This is a genomic window from Phycicoccus avicenniae, from assembly GCF_018139485.1.
Classification (GTDB): domain Bacteria; phylum Actinomycetota; class Actinomycetes; order Actinomycetales; family Dermatophilaceae; genus Phycicoccus; species Phycicoccus avicenniae.
In genome coordinates this window covers 52,232-65,772 of sequence record NZ_JAGSNF010000009.1, presented here as the reverse complement: position 1 = coordinate 65,772, position 13,541 = coordinate 52,232, and the positions used below count along the sequence as shown (strand labels likewise).

The 13,541-nt window shown below is 74.6% G+C and carries 15 protein-coding genes; 5 read left to right on the top strand and 10 right to left on the bottom strand.

Translation table 11 applies throughout. The features are described from left to right. The 3 genes from qcrA to ctaE are packed head-to-tail and all read right to left on the bottom strand — an operon-like array spanning window position 1 to window position 2,713. On the bottom strand, window positions 1-1,146 hold the full coding sequence (qcrA, locus tag KC207_RS07640; RefSeq protein ID WP_211602418.1) for a cytochrome bc1 complex Rieske iron-sulfur subunit: 1,146 nt from the start codon (window positions 1,144-1,146) through the stop codon (window positions 1-3). Window positions 1,147-1,194: 48 nt separating this feature from the next. Continuing rightward, the gene (gene qcrC / locus KC207_RS07635) at window positions 1,195-2,010 is read right to left on the bottom strand and encodes a cytochrome bc1 complex diheme cytochrome c subunit (protein WP_211602417.1); all 816 of its coding nucleotides are present in this window, start codon (window positions 2,008-2,010) and stop codon (window positions 1,195-1,197) included. A gap of 46 nt (window positions 2,011-2,056) precedes the next feature. Then, the gene (gene ctaE / locus KC207_RS07630; protein ID WP_437179126.1) at window positions 2,057-2,713 is read right to left on the bottom strand and encodes an aa3-type cytochrome oxidase subunit III; all 657 of its coding nucleotides are present in this window, start codon (window positions 2,711-2,713) and stop codon (window positions 2,057-2,059) included. Between the two features lie 231 nt (window positions 2,714-2,944). Here ctaE and KC207_RS07625 point away from each other — a divergent pair, with 231 nt between their 5' ends. Then, complete coding sequence (locus KC207_RS07625) at window positions 2,945-3,394, top strand: response regulator transcription factor (protein WP_211602416.1); 450 nt, start codon at window positions 2,945-2,947, stop codon at window positions 3,392-3,394. 4 nt (window positions 3,395-3,398) lie between these two features. Continuing rightward, on the top strand, window positions 3,399-4,472 hold the full coding sequence (gene trpD, locus KC207_RS07620) for an anthranilate phosphoribosyltransferase (RefSeq protein WP_211602415.1): 1,074 nt from the start codon (window positions 3,399-3,401) through the stop codon (window positions 4,470-4,472). 34 nt (window positions 4,473-4,506) lie between these two features. Here the strand turns inward: trpD and KC207_RS07615 are convergent, their stop codons facing one another. The 4 genes from KC207_RS07615 to KC207_RS07600 all read right to left on the bottom strand — a co-directional run bounded on the left by KC207_RS07615 (window position 4,507) and on the right by KC207_RS07600 (window position 8,036). Beyond that, window positions 4,507-4,788, bottom strand: a complete 282-nt coding sequence (locus KC207_RS07615; protein WP_211602414.1) for an Lrp/AsnC family transcriptional regulator — start codon at window positions 4,786-4,788, stop codon at window positions 4,507-4,509. 46 nt (window positions 4,789-4,834) lie between these two features. After that, the gene (locus KC207_RS07610) at window positions 4,835-5,230 is read right to left on the bottom strand and encodes a VOC family protein (RefSeq protein ID WP_211602413.1); all 396 of its coding nucleotides are present in this window, start codon (window positions 5,228-5,230) and stop codon (window positions 4,835-4,837) included. Window positions 5,231-5,334: 104 nt separating this feature from the next. Beyond that, the gene (locus KC207_RS07605; RefSeq protein WP_211602412.1) at window positions 5,335-7,053 is read right to left on the bottom strand and encodes a DEDD exonuclease domain-containing protein; all 1,719 of its coding nucleotides are present in this window, start codon (window positions 7,051-7,053) and stop codon (window positions 5,335-5,337) included. 68 nt (window positions 7,054-7,121) lie between these two features. Continuing rightward, window positions 7,122-8,036 carry an EamA family transporter gene (locus KC207_RS07600; RefSeq protein WP_211602411.1) on the bottom strand — a complete coding sequence of 305 codons (915 nt, stop codon included), beginning with the start codon at window positions 8,034-8,036 and terminating at the stop codon, window positions 7,122-7,124. A gap of 73 nt (window positions 8,037-8,109) precedes the next feature. Here KC207_RS07600 and KC207_RS07595 point away from each other — a divergent pair, with 73 nt between their 5' ends. Further along, the gene (locus KC207_RS07595; RefSeq protein ID WP_211602410.1) at window positions 8,110-9,024 is read left to right on the top strand and encodes a LysR family transcriptional regulator; all 915 of its coding nucleotides are present in this window, start codon (window positions 8,110-8,112) and stop codon (window positions 9,022-9,024) included. 3 nt (window positions 9,025-9,027) lie between these two features. On the opposite strand, the gene KC207_RS07590 is transcribed toward KC207_RS07595, so the two are convergent. Beyond that, entirely contained in the window at window positions 9,028-9,606 is a 579-nt protein-coding gene (locus tag KC207_RS07590) for a DinB family protein (protein WP_211602409.1), read from the bottom strand. 39 nt (window positions 9,607-9,645) lie between these two features. Beyond that, a complete protein-coding gene (locus KC207_RS07585; RefSeq protein WP_211602408.1) occupies window positions 9,646-10,221 on the bottom strand; it encodes a hypothetical protein in 576 nt (191 codons plus the stop codon). 345 nt (window positions 10,222-10,566) lie between these two features. Between KC207_RS07585 and KC207_RS07580 the strand changes: the two genes are divergently transcribed. After that, window positions 10,567-10,827 (top strand): hypothetical protein, encoded by a 261-nt coding sequence (locus tag KC207_RS07580; protein WP_249138623.1) that lies wholly within the window; start codon window positions 10,567-10,569, stop codon window positions 10,825-10,827. 23 nt (window positions 10,828-10,850) lie between these two features. Continuing rightward, a complete protein-coding gene (locus tag KC207_RS07575) occupies window positions 10,851-12,185 on the top strand; it encodes a hypothetical protein (protein ID WP_211602407.1) in 1,335 nt (444 codons plus the stop codon). Here KC207_RS07575 and KC207_RS07570 read toward each other — a convergent pair. Next, window positions 12,142-13,536 carry a hypothetical protein gene (locus KC207_RS07570; protein ID WP_211602406.1) on the bottom strand — a complete coding sequence of 465 codons (1,395 nt, stop codon included), beginning with the start codon at window positions 13,534-13,536 and terminating at the stop codon, window positions 12,142-12,144. The two genes, KC207_RS07575 and KC207_RS07570, sit on opposite strands and share 44 nt — an antisense overlap. Window positions 13,537-13,541: the final 5 nt, after the last annotated feature.

The following is a 13,541-nucleotide window of genomic DNA, read 5'->3' as shown; positions in this document are numbered from 1 at the left end:
TCAGCCACGCTCCCAGAAGCTCGGGCCGACCGCCTCGGCGAACGGCGCGGTGGAGACGAGGTAACCCTCGTCGTCGACGGATATGGGCAATTGTGGCAGAGGACGCTTGGCCGGACCGAAGATCACCTTGCAGTCCTGGGTCACGTCGAAGGTTGACTGGTGGCACGGGCAGAGCAGGTGGTGGGTCTGCTGCTCGTAGAGCCCGACGGGACAGCCGACGTGGGTGCAGATCTTCGAGTACGCCACGATGCCCTCGAAGCCCCAGTCGAGCTCCTTCTGCGAGCGGATGACGGTGGGGTCGAGGCGCATGAGGAGGACGGCCGCCTTGGCCTTCTCCTCGAGCAGGTGCTCGGCGCCGCCCTCGTACGTCACCGGGTCGGGCAGCAGGCCCTCGGGCATCACGTGGTAGACGGAGCCGATCGTCACGTCGGAGGCGAGGATCGGGACGTTCTCCGGGTCCTTCATCAGGCGCAGCGGGGTGAACTCGGGCTCGTCGTGCGGGCCGCTGGGGCCGCCGTTCCACCACGTCTGGGACAGGCTCGCACGGGGCATCTCGCCGAGCGATCCGGCGACCTGGATGCCCAGGGGGAGGGCGAAGAGCCCGAGGGCGCCGCCGAGGGTGTACTTGATGAGCGGCCGGCGGGAGATCTGCGACGTGCCGCCCTCCTCGGTGACGACGCGCACGGCCTCGGCGCGGTCCTCGTCGCTCGCCCGCATCGGGTGGCGCTCCTCGACGACCTCGTGGTCGGGCATGAGCGTCTTGGCCCAGTGCACGGCGCCGAGGCCGATGCCGAGCAGCGAGAACGCGAGCGTCACGCCGAGGGCGGCGTGCGAGGCGTTCATCGTGCCGACGCCCGGGATGAAGACCGTCTGCCGGAGGTCGACGGCGAAGTACAGGACGATGAACAGCAGCGTGCCGACGATCGAGATGCCGAAGAGCGCGGCGACCTGCTTCTCGGCGCGGTCGGCGGCCTTCTCGTCGACGTCGGCCATCCGCTGGACGTGCGTGGGGAGTCCGGGGTTGGTGAACCGCTCCGGGAGGCCGCCGGTGCCCTCGACGTGGCCCTGGTCGAGGCGCACGGGGTCACCGGCGGGGTCGGGGCGGCCGACCTCGGTGCCGGGGGTGTGCGGGTCCTGCTCGTTCATCGGGTGCCGACTCTCTGGTTCGAGGGAACGGGGTGGGGTGGCGGGGGGCTAGGCGGCTTTGCTGCCGAGCCAGACGGCGCAGCCCACGAGGAGCCCGAGCCCGAAGACCCAGGCGAAGAGGCCCTCGGTGACGGGACCGAGGGAGCCGAGCGTGAGGCCCCCGGGCTTGGTCTCCTCGTCGAGGGTGTCGAGGAAGGCGATGATGTCCCGCTTGTCCTCGGGGGTGATGTTCTCGTCGCTGAAGACCGGCATGCTCTGCGGCCCGGTCTGCATCGCCTCGTAGATGTGGACGCCCTCGACGCCACGGACCTCGGGGGCGTACTTGCCGCGGGTCAGGGCGCCGCCGGAGCCGGCGAAGTTGTGGCACATCGCGCAGTTGACGCGGAAGAGGTTGCCGCCGTTGGCGGGGTCGCCTAGAGCGGGGTCGACGGCCTCGTCGCTGGGGACGGCCGGCCCGGGGGCGAGGGAGGCGATGTAGGCACCGATCGCGTCGATCTCCTCCTGCTCGAACTTGATGCCGTCCCGGTCCGGGGGAGCCTGCACGGCCGGGGCCGTCATCGGCATCCGGCCGGTGCCCATCTGGAAGTCGACGGCGGCGGCGCCGACGCCCGCGAGCGGCGGGCCGGCGATCTGGTCCCCGGTGCCGGTGGCGCGCCCCTCGGCGTTCAGGCCGTGGCACGAGGCGCAGTTGGCCCGGAAGAGCGCCTTGCCCTCCTCGACCGTCTGGGCCGGCAGGGCGGCCGTCGTCGCGTCCGCGGGCTTCGGGGCGACCGCGGTGTAGACCGCCCCGGTGAGGAAGAGCCCGAGGATGAGGAGGACGGCGATCGCCGCCGGGTGGCGGCGGCGGGCTGCCAGTGCGTTCACGAGGAGGTCCTGTCGTCGGCGTGGGGGCGTCGGGCGGGCGTCGGGGTCACAGGGCGGGGGCGGGGAGGAGGTAGATCATCGCGAAGAGGGCGATCCACACGACGTCGACGAAGTGCCAGTAGTACGACGTGACGACCGCGCCCGTGGCCTGGGCGTGGGTGTACCGCCGGGTCGTGAAGGTCCGCCCGATGATGAGGAGGAAGGCGATGAGCCCGCCGGTCACGTGCATGCCGTGGAAGCCGGTGGAGAGGTAGAAGATCGAGCTGAACGAGTCCGTGGAGAGGGTGATGCCCTCGTGGACGAGCTCGGCGTACTCGAGCACCTGGCCGGCGACGAAGACCGAGCCGAAGAGGTACGTGAGGACGTACCACTCCCGCATGCCCCACTGCTTGACCGCGGTGATCCGGGCGCCGGCCGGCCGGGCGGCGACGCCGCGCTCGGCCTGCCACACCCCGAGCTGGCACCACACGGAGGAGATGACGAGGATCAGCGTGTTCGCCGCGGCGAACGGCACGTTGAGCTCGGCGACCCGGTCGTTCCACTGCTCCGGGAGATTGCCGCGGAGGGTGAAGAAGAAGGCGAAGAGCGCCGCGAAGAACATCAGCTCGCTGGAGAGCCACACCATCGTGCCGACCGCGACCATGTTCGGCCTGGTCGCGGGCCCCTGGCCCGGGATCGAGGGCACGGGCCCGGACTGTCTCATCGAAGCCGTTGCTGTAGACGCCACGCACGCATTATGCCGTCCACCCCCGGGTCGGGACGAGGGGACCCCCCGAAAGCCTCGACAGAACCTCGGGCCCGTCGCCGAGCCGTCACCGTGGGGCGGCAGTGGTACGTGTGACGAGCGCCACGGCCCCTCTCGGCCACGGGGTCGGGGGTGGCGGACGCGCGGGCGGCGCACCCCGGCGCCGGGCCCGCTCGCTACGATGGCGCCATGAGCGACTCGCAGGCCGCCGCCGGCCCCACGACGACCCCCGGCAAGGACGGCGTGCACCGGGTCCGCGTCCTCCTCTACAGCGACGACGTGACGACCCGCGACGCCGTCCGTGCCGCCGCCGGACGCCGGCCCGCGCGCGACGTGGAGGTCGCCTCCTGGCACGAGTGCGCGACCGCCGAGGCCGTCATCGAGGCGATGGACGAGGGCGGCGTCGACGTCGTCGTCCTCGACGGCGAGGCCGTGCCCGTCGGCGGGCTGGGGCTGTGCCGGCAGCTGAAGAACGAGATCTTCCGCTGCCCGCCGATCCTCGTCCTCACCGGGCGCCCGCAGGACGCGTGGCTCGCCGGCTGGTCGCTCGCCGACGACGCCGTGCCGCACCCGCTCGACCCGATCGCCGTGTCCGAGGCCGTGGCCGGCCTCGCCCGGTCGCGGGTCGCCGTCGGCTGACGTCGTGCCGTCCCCCGGGGCCGACGCCCCCACGTGGCCGGACCTCGTCGCGGCCCTCCTGCGCGGTGAGGACCTGAGCACCGACGCGGCCGGCTGGGCCATGGACCAGGTGATGCGCGGGGAGGCCTCGCCGGTGCAGCTCGCCGGCTTCCTCGTCGCCCTGCGCGCCAAGGGCGAGACCGTCGAGGAGCTGCGGGGCCTCGCCGACGTCATGCTCGAGCACGCCCACCGGATCGACGTGCCCGGCCCGAGCGTCGACATCGTCGGGACCGGCGGGGACCGGATGCACTCGGTGAACATCTCGACGATGGCCTCGGTCGTCGTCGCCTCGACGGGGCTGCGGGTCGTCAAGCACGGCAACCGCGCCGCGTCGTCCTCGTCCGGGTCCGCGGACGTGCTCGAGGAGCTCGGCGTCGACCTCACCCTGTCGCCGGCGGCCGTCGCGACCGTCGCCGAGCGGGTCGGCATCACGTTCTGCTTCGCGGCCGCCTTCCACCCCTCGATGCGGCACGCGGCCGTCACCCGCCGCGAGCTCGGCATCGGGACCGCCTTCAACGCCCTCGGCCCGCTGACGAACCCCGGCCGGCCGACGTACGCGGCCGTCGGGGTCGCCGACGCGCGGCTCGCACCGCTCATGGCCGGGGTGTTCGCGGGTCGCGGCCGTCCCGCGGCGGTGTTCCGCGGCGACGACGGCCTCGACGAGCTGACGCTCGCGACGACGTCGACCGTGTGGTGGGTGTCCGGCGGCGACGTGGCGACGTTCACCGTCTCGCCCGCGGACGTCGGGCTGGGGACTGCGCCGGTCGAGGCGCTCCGGGGTGGCGACGCCGCCTTCAACGCCGAGGTCGCCCGCCGCGTGTTCGCCGGCGACGCCGGGCCGGTCCGCGACGCCGTCGTCCTCAACGCCGGGATGGCGCTGGCCGTCGCGTCCGAGGCGGCACCGACGCGGGAGATGGTCGTCGCCGCCATCGCCGAGGGCGTGCGGCGGGCGCAGGAGGCCCTGGACTCCGGCGCCGCGGCCCGGCTGCTGCAGGACTGGGCCGACGCGACCCGGGCCCTCGCCGCCGACGCCGGCTGACGGGACGCTGCGGGCGCGTGCCCGGACCCGGGGGTCAGTCCTCGATGCCGAGGCTGAAGGCCGACTCCAGGTCGTGCGAGGAGTAGGTCCGGAACGCGATGTGCGTGTTCGTGCCGGTCACGCCGCTCACCTTGTTGAGCCGGTCGGCGATGACGTCGGCGAGCGCCTCCTGACGGCGGACCCGGACCATCGCGACGAGGTCGGCGTCGCCGGCGACCGAGTACACCTCGGTGACCCCGTCGAGGTCGGCGATCTCCTGGGCCACCTCGGGGATGCGGTCGACGTCGGCGGAGATGAGGACGATGGCGGTGATCACCCCGGCAGCCTAGCCGTCGGTCCGGTCGGCGTCCGGCGCGGCGGGCTCAGCCGCCGACGAGGCAGAACGGGTGCCCGGCCGGGTCGAGGTAGACCCGGAACGAGCCGCTCTCGGACGGCTGGACGTCGTGGACGCGGGCGCCGGCGGCGAGCACGGCCGGCTCGGCGTCGGCGATGCGGTGGACGGCGAGGTCGAGGTGGAACTGCTGCGGGTGCGCGCCGCCGGGCCACGTCGGCGCGACCCAGTCCTCGATCCGCTGGAAGGCCAGCGTCGTGCGGCCGTCGAGGTTCTCGGCGGTGATGCCCCCGCCGGGCGGCACGAGCGTGGTCCAGCGCTCGTCGGACCCGTCCTCGAGCTCCCAGCCGAGGACCTCGGCGTAGAAGCGGCCGAGGGCCAGGGCGTCGGGGCAGTCGAGGACGACGAGGTCGAGGAGGGGCTTCATGGGCCCGACGGTAGAGGGCGGTGCGGACGGAACGCGTCCGGAAGGGCGCCCGATCCGTCCGACGCGTCCGGGCCGTCCACCACGTAGGGCCGGTTCGATCGGGGTCAACGGGTCTCGGCGAACCCGGCCGTCCGGCGGCGGGAGGCCTCGAGCGGCTCGAGGGCGTCGCGACGGGCGACCGCCCCGCCGACGGGGCACGTCCAGTGGCCGTCGACGTCGACGAGACGCACGCCGGGGGCCTCGAGCCAGCGGAGGACCTTCTCGCTCTCCTCCGGCGTCGCGGCCGTCGCGGGGGCGGTCGGGCTCGCGACGGACTCGGCACTGGCCCGCAGGGCGGCGATGTACGGCATCGGGTCGGCGCCGCGGGGGGAGCTCGTGCTGCCGGCGAGGCGGCCGTACCGGACGCAGAGCACCTCCCAGCCCCCGGTCGCGGACCGGCGGGCGGCGACGAGCTCGGGGATGCGGGCGAGGGGGTCGAGCCGCTGGCTGCGGGAGGCTCCGCGCACGAGCGCGACGAGCCGGTCGCGGACGACCTGGGCGTCCTCGAAGCGCTCGGCGCCGGACAGCTCGGCCATCCGGGTCTCGAGGGCGTCGAGGAGGTCGCGGGTGCCGCCCGACAGCAGGGCGGCGGCGCGGTCGACGACCGCCGCGTACTCCTCGACGCTCTGCGCGCCGGTGCACGGGGCGCCGCAGCGTCCCATCTCGGCGAGGGCGCACGCGGGCTTGGGGGTACGGGGGGACAGCCGCTGGACGCACTGCCGCAGCGGGAGCACCTCGTGGACGGCGGCGACGGCGGCCTCGGCGGACCCCCGCGACCCGAACGGTCCGACGTACCGGGCACCGTCGTCGGCGACGCCGCGGACGACGGACAGCCGGGGGAAGGGTTCGACGGTGAGCTTGACCCACAGCGCCTTCTCGGGGTGGCGTGAGCGCCGGTTGTACCGCGGCTTGTGCTGGGCGATGAGGCGCAGCTCGCGGACCTCGGCCTCGAGCGTCGTCGCGCACTCGACGGGGGTCACCGACTCGGCGAGGCGGACCATCTCGCCCATCCGTCGCCGGTGCTCGGAGGCCGTGAAGTACGAGCGCACCCGCGTACGGATGGACACCGACGTGCCGACGTAGAGCACCCGGCCGTGGCCGTCCTTGAACATGTAGACGCCGGGACCGTCCGGCAGGCCGTCGGCGAGGTGCCGCTTGCGGCGACGGGCGGGGGAGACCCGGGCGGTGTAGTCGAGCAGCTCCTCGAGGGAGTGCACGCCGAGGTTGCCGACCCGCTCGACGAGCCCGTGGAGAACGTCGACGGTGGCGCGGGCGTCGTGGAGGGCGCGGTGGTCGGGCGTCGTCGTCGAGCGGAAGAGGCGCGCGAGGGAGGCGAGCCGGTGGTTCGGCGCCTCGTCCCGGCGGACGAGCTGACGGGCGAGGTGGACGGTGTCGAGGACGGGGAAGGCCGGCCAGTCGCGCTCGGTCCGGGCGGCGGCGGCCTTGAGGAACCCGACGTCGAAGCGGGCGTTGTGCGCGACGAGCGTGCTGCCGGCGGCGAACTCGAGGAAGGCCGGCAGCGCGGTCTCGATGCGCGGCGCGTCCGCGACCATCGCGTCGGAGATGCCGGTGAGGACGGAGATGAACGCCGGGATGGGGGCGCCGGGGTTGACGAGGGTCTGGAACTCGCCGACGACCTCGCCGCCGCGGACCTTGACCGCGCCGATCTCGGTGATGCCGCACTCGGCGGGGCTGCCGCCGGTCGTCTCGAGGTCGACGACGACGAAGGTCACCGACGACAGCGGGGTGCCCAGGTCGTCGAACGTGCCCTGGACCATCGTCATGCGTCAGACCGTAGGTCGGGGCACCGACAGCCCATCCGAGGCGCGCGGGCGCCCGGCCGCCCGACCCGTCAGACCGGGACGCGCTCGGTCTCCGGCAGCGGGTCCGGCGACGACCGGGTCGGTGCCGGCCGCGAGGCGAGCCAGATGCCGACGAGCACGAGCGCCCCGCCGAGGAGCTGGAGGGGGACCGGGACCTCGCCGAGGGCGAGCCAGGCCGCGAGGATGCCGACGACGGGCACGAGCATCGAGAAGGGGGCGACGACCCCGGCGGGGTGCCGGGCCATGAGCCACACCCAGATGCCGGAGCCGACGACCGTCCCGACGACGACGGTGTAGGCGAGCCCGACCCACGCAGGGGCGGCCTCCGCCGAGAGGGAGGTCGTGAGGGAACCGGCGATGCGGGACGGCCCCTCGACGACGAGCGAGAGGGCGAGCATCGGCAGCGGTGGCACGACCGACATCCACAGCGTGAGGTGCAGCGGCTTCGGCGGGGCGGCCATCCGGCTCGCGAGGTTGCCGAACGCCCAGCCGAGGGCCCCGAGGACGACGAGGAGGAACGGCAGCCACGACGTCGCCTGCGCACGCGTCAGCCCGACGAGCGCCAGCCCCGCGACGGCGATGCCGACACCGAGCGCGCGGCGTCGGGTGAGGTGCTCACCGAGGAGGAGCCCGCCGAGGACCACCGTGAAGGGCGCCGAGGCCTGGAGGACGAGCGAGGCGAGGCCGGCGGGGAAGCCGGCCGCCATCCCGAGGTAGAGGAAGAGGAACTGCGCCGTCCCGAAGCCGAGGCCGTACCCGAGCAGCCACCGGGTGGGCACCTGCGGGCGGGGGACGAGCAGGAGCGTCGGGACGGCGAGGACCGCGAACCGCAGGGCGACGAGGAACAGCGGCGGGAACTGCTCGAGGGAGGCGTGAATGGCGATGAAGTTGACGCCCCACAGCGCGGCGACGAGGACGGCGAGGAGGAGGTGGCGGGTGGGCACGACGTCGAGTCTCGGGCGTCAGGACTCGTCAGGACAAGCGAACAGTTCTGCATCGAGTCATTAGGCTGGCTACATGGACGTCCGGCATCTCGACCTGCTCCGTGAGCTGCGGACCCGCGGCACCCTGGCGGCCGTCGCCGAGGCGACGTTCCGGACCCCGTCGGCGGTCTCGCAGCAGCTGCGGACGGCCGAGCGCGAGATGGGGGTGCCGCTCGTCGAGCAGGACGGCCGTCGGCTGCGGCTCACCGCCGAGGGTCTGCTGCTCGCCGACGGCGCCGACGAGGTGGGGGCGGCGATGGCCCGCGTGCGGGCCCGGCTCGACGCCGTGCGGGGCGCGCCGAGCGGAACGGTGCGGATCGGCACCCTGCCGAGTGCCGGGACCGCCCTCCTGCCCGAGCTCGTCGACCGGTTGCGGGGGAGTGCCATCGACCTCGACCTCGACGACTTCGACCTCGCCGAGGCCGACTTCGCGACGCGCACGCTCGACGCCGACGTCGTCGTCGCGCACAGCCTCGCAGGTGACGTCCCGGCAGGGGCGGAGGGGATCGTCACCCGGGTCCTCGCCCGCGAGCCGATCGACGTCGCGATGCCGCCGGACCACCCGCTCGCCGCACGGGCGTCGCTGCGTCCCGCGGACCTCGTCGACCACCCGTGGGTCGGGGTGCCCGTCGGCTACCCCTTCGACACGATCCTCGTCGCCGTCGAGCGGGCGACCGGACGGTCGCTGGACCGGCGTCTGCGGCTGCGGGACAACGCGCTCGTCGAGTCGCTCGTCGGTCGCGGGGTGGGCCTCGCGCTGCTGCCGCGGTTCACGACGCGGGACGGCACCGTCGTGCTGCGGCCGCTCACCGGGGTCCGCTCCCGGCGCAGCATCGTCGCCCTGTGCCGGCCCGACCGGTACGAGCGCCTCGCCGTCCGGACGGTCGTCGACCTGTTGGAGGAGATCGGAAGGGACCGGGCCGCCACCGGCCGAGCCACCGGGGACTGAGCGTCAGACGCCGGTGCGCCCGTCGACTCCCTCGCGGACGAGGTCGGCGTGCCCGCAGTGCTGCGCGTACTCGGTGATCATCCGCAGGACGACCCACCGCAGGTCGACGTCCTCGTCCCAGTCGAGCGGGCGCGCGGTGTCGTCGAGGTCGTGGGCGGCGACGATCCGCCGCGACTCCTCGCACTCGGCCCGCCACGTCGCGAGGTCCGCGGCGAGGTCGCAGTCCTCCGGCGGGTCGAAGTCGAGGTTCGGCTCGTCGGTCGTGACGAAGAGGAAGGGGACGTCGCGCCGCTCGAAATTCTGCTGGAACCACCACCGCTCGCACGCGGCGAGGTGCCGGACGAGCCCGTGGAGCGAGACCGTCGACGGGGGCATCGACCGGGTGCGGGCCTGCGCGGGGGTAAGGCCGCGGCACTTCATCTCCAGCGTCGCCCGGTAGTGGTCGAGGGAGGCGACGAGAGCCTCACGCTCTCCGGCGACCCGCGGGATGCGAGGACGGTCGTCGTCCTCCCAGACGGGGGAGAAGCCGTCCTCGCTCAGCCCGGACTCGGGTCGGGTGTCGCGGGGGGCGTTGTCGCTCATGGCCAGCACCCTGGCACGCGGGTCCGACGGCCCGGCGGTTCAGGAGCCGTCCGCGCCGTCGAACGCGTCGCAGGTCCCGGCCGAGGTGTCGTCCCGGACGCAGAGGACGGCACCGACGTCGAGCCGCTCCTCGTGGGGGTCGCCGCCCTCCTCGTACCGCACGACGAGGGTGTCCGAGGACCACTGCCCGGGCTCGCGCCCGCGGACGAGGACGACCGCCCCGAGGGGCGCCTCACCGAGCACGACGCCCGCCGGGTCGAGCAGGTCCCATCCGTCCTGACCCGGCTCGCCCTCGACACGGTCGAGGGCGTCCGTCGTGAGCGCGCCGATCCCGCCGGCCGGCTCGACCTCGTACACCCGGACCCCGAGCACCTGCCCGGCGGCGGCGCCGACCTCGTCACCGTCGACGGTCAGGCCCGTGATGGTCACCGTTTCGTCGTCGGAGAGGCCGAGCCGATCCCGGTCGAGACCGCCGAGCCCGATGACCGCGACGGTGCCGGGCGTGACGGTCGTCCCGTTGCCGCCGCCGGTGCCCTCGTCCCGGAGAGGGGCGAGGGAGCACGACGCGAGGGGGAGCGCGGCCACGACGACGGCCGCGGCCGCGAGGGTCCTCATGCAGCAGATCATGGACCCGCGACGGGTCGCCCCGGCCGCGAACCGCCGGGCATCGTCGGGGGATGACCGAGCCGACCGCTGCGTACGGCCCCTGGATGGCATGTCGGACGACGAGCTCGTCGAGTCCGTCAGGGAGTTCCTCGGACGCGTGGACCGCACGACCGGCTACCTCGGGTAGTGGCTCCCGAGCCGGATGGATGCTCGCGAGCCTGCTGCAGGAGGCTCGCGACCACGGAGCCGGCTCACGAGCGGGGCGGTGGCTCGGGTCGGCCGAGGTCGGATCCCGGGGGACTGTCGGAGGTCACCTCTAGCGTCGTCGGCAACACCTTGGAAGGGGTGAGACGCATGACCCGAGACGACGTGATCTCGATCGAGTGCCGCACCTGCCCGGTGCGCGAGCTGCACTGCGACGACTGCATGGTGCCGGTCCTGCTGCAGATCAGCACCAGCCGCACCGAGGGCTCGCTCGACGCCGACGAGCGGGCCGCCGTCACGCGGCTCGTCGGGGCCGGCCTCGTCGACGCCGAGACCGCGAGCCGGGCCAGGGCCCGGCTCGACCCGCCGTCGGAGGAGAGGTACCGCCTGCCCGGCCGCGCCGTCGGCTGAGGACCCGTTCCTACGATGGGCCGGTGACCTCCCGAGACCGACGCCGCGCCGTCGGTCTCGTCGTCGCGGCGACCGTCGCCCTCGGCGGGTGCACTGCCGCCGACGAGCCGGACGCCGGGGCGAGCGGCTCGACCGCCTCGACGACGCCGAGCGGTGACGCCGGCGACACCTCGTCGGACCGCGCGAGCGAGGCCGCGACCGCCGTCTCCGACGTGCTGCGGACCCGGGACCGGGCGACCCTGGCCGGCGACCGGGCCGCCTTCGCGGCGACGGTCGCGCACCCCGACGGCGCCACGGCCGGCGCGGACGACGGTGGCTCCGACGGCGACGGCGACGCAGACCACGATGAAGGGTCCCGCCAGCTCGCGGCCTTCGACGCCGCCGGCCGGCTCGGGCTCTCTCGGCTCGAGCACGACGTCGTCGCACCCGTCGACGACCCCGCAGCCGTCGACGTCACGCTACGCTACCGGGTCGACGGCATCGACCGGGGCGACCGCACCGCGACCGTCCGCTACCGCGTCGTCGAGCAGGACGGTCGGTGGCTCGTCGCCGCCCAGCAACCCGTCGCCCCCGGAGCCGCGCCGCCGTGGCTCGCGATGCCGGACCTCGCCGTCCGCCGCAGCGACCACGCCGTCGTCGTCGGCACCGCGGACACGCCCGCCCTCGCAGCCGCCGCTCGCACCGTCGACGACGTCCTGCCGCGTCTGGCCCGGCAGTGGCAGCGCACCCCCGGCCGCACCCTCGTCCTCCTGCCCGCGACCCCCGCCGAGGCCGACGCGCTCACCGGGGCCCCGTCCGGCGCACCCGGGACCGTCGCCGCGCTCACCGACGGCCCGCTCGACGACACCGGTCGCGCCACGGGCGACCGGGTCGTCCTCGACCCCGACGCGCAGGCGCGCCTGACCGCCGTCGGCCGGGACGTCGTCCTCGCCCACGAGCTCGTCCACGTCGCCGTCCGGGCGACCGTCCCGGGCACGCCACCGCTCTGGCTGTCAGAGGGATACGCCGACCACGTCGGCTACGGCCGGGCCGACCTGCCGCAGCGCACCCTCGCCGCACCCCTGCTCGACGCGGTCCGCGCCGGGACCGGCCCGGACGCCATCCCCACCGCCGACGCGCTCGACCCGCAGGCCGGGCCGATCGAGACCGGCTACCTGGCCGCGTGGCAGGTCGCCGAGACGGTCGTCGACCTCGCCGGGGAGGAGGGGCTGCGCGCGCTCGTGCGGGCCTGCGCGTCCACCGACGGCGAGGCCGCGGCCGAGGAGACGTGCGACGGGGCGATGCCTCGGGTCCTCGGCACCGACCGCGACGGGCTCACCCGTCGGTGGCTGGAGCGGCTCGACCGGCTCGCCCGCTGACGACCTCGTCCCGCGTCGCCCCGTCGTCGCTCGTCGACCCGTCGCTCTTCGTCACCCCGCCGCCCTTCGTCGCCCCGACCGCGAGCGACGCGGCGACGAGCACGGCGACGAGCCAGAACTGGTTGTAGAACGCCTGCTTGTTCACGAGGTTGACGACGGCGAGGACGAGCGCCAGCCACCGCAGCACCTCGTCGAGCCCCGGCTGCCGGCGCCACACCGCCACCATCGCCACGGCGACGACGCCGACCATGAGCGCCCCCGTCACGGCGAACGGCAGCTCGATCCCGTGCTCGTTGAGGAAGTACAGGTACCAGGTGTTCGCGAACTCGATCGGGTGGAAGGTCAGCAGCGTCGTCACCGTGTCCTCGACGAACGCCCCCGCGTCCGCAAGGAGCCACGGCAGGACGAGCACCCCGGCGACCCCTCCGGTCACGAGCGTCCGCCGCCACCCGAACGGGTGCCACACGAGGAGCACCGGCGCGATGAGCGCGAGGTGCTGCTTGCTCGCACACGCGAGCGCCAGCGGCACGACGGCCCACCACGCGTGACCGCGCCGCACGAGCACGGCCCACCACACGAGCAGCGCCGCGAGCACCGGCTCCGTCCACGCCTGGTCGACCTGCGTCACCGTCCCCGGCGCGAACGCGACGAGCCCGACGACCGCGGCGCCGCGCGCGACGTCCCCCCGACGGCCGCCGGCGAGCGACCACAGCCCTGCGAGGAGGACGAGCGACCACACGGCCACCATCCAGCGGACGTCCCCGGCGACCCAGCGCCCCGGCGCCGTGAGCACCGCCATCCACGGCAGGTAGGTGAAGTGGTCCTGGACGCCGGGGGAGCCGGTCCACACCTGCGTGTAGACGCTCTCGAGCCGGGCCGTCGCGTCCGCGCCCTGCTGGAGGATGACCCAGACGTCGATCCGCGGTGCCGGGTCCCCGAGCACCGTGACGACCGCCAGCACCGCGTGCCCCAGGCCGGCGACGACCGCGGCCGCGACCGCCGTCGCACGCCCCGGGAGGGCGAGCAGCACCGCGGTCACCGCTCCCGCGACGACGACGACGACGAGCGCCGCCGTGAGCCACCCGCCGCGCAGGTAGGAGAACAGCGGGACGAGCAGGGTGAGGACGACCGACCCGGCGACGACGACCGCCGCCACCCGCCGCGGCAGGGTGACGGGCACCCGGCGCCCGACCCAGACCGCGAGCAGCACGGTCCCGGCGGTGAGCGCGAGCACGATCGGCACCCGGAAGCGCACGACGCTCCACTGGAGGACGCCGAACCAGACGAGCCAGCCGGCCCCGAGGAGCGCCGGCAGCAGGAGCGAGCGGGCGCGGGAGAGGGAGTCAGCCACCGGAG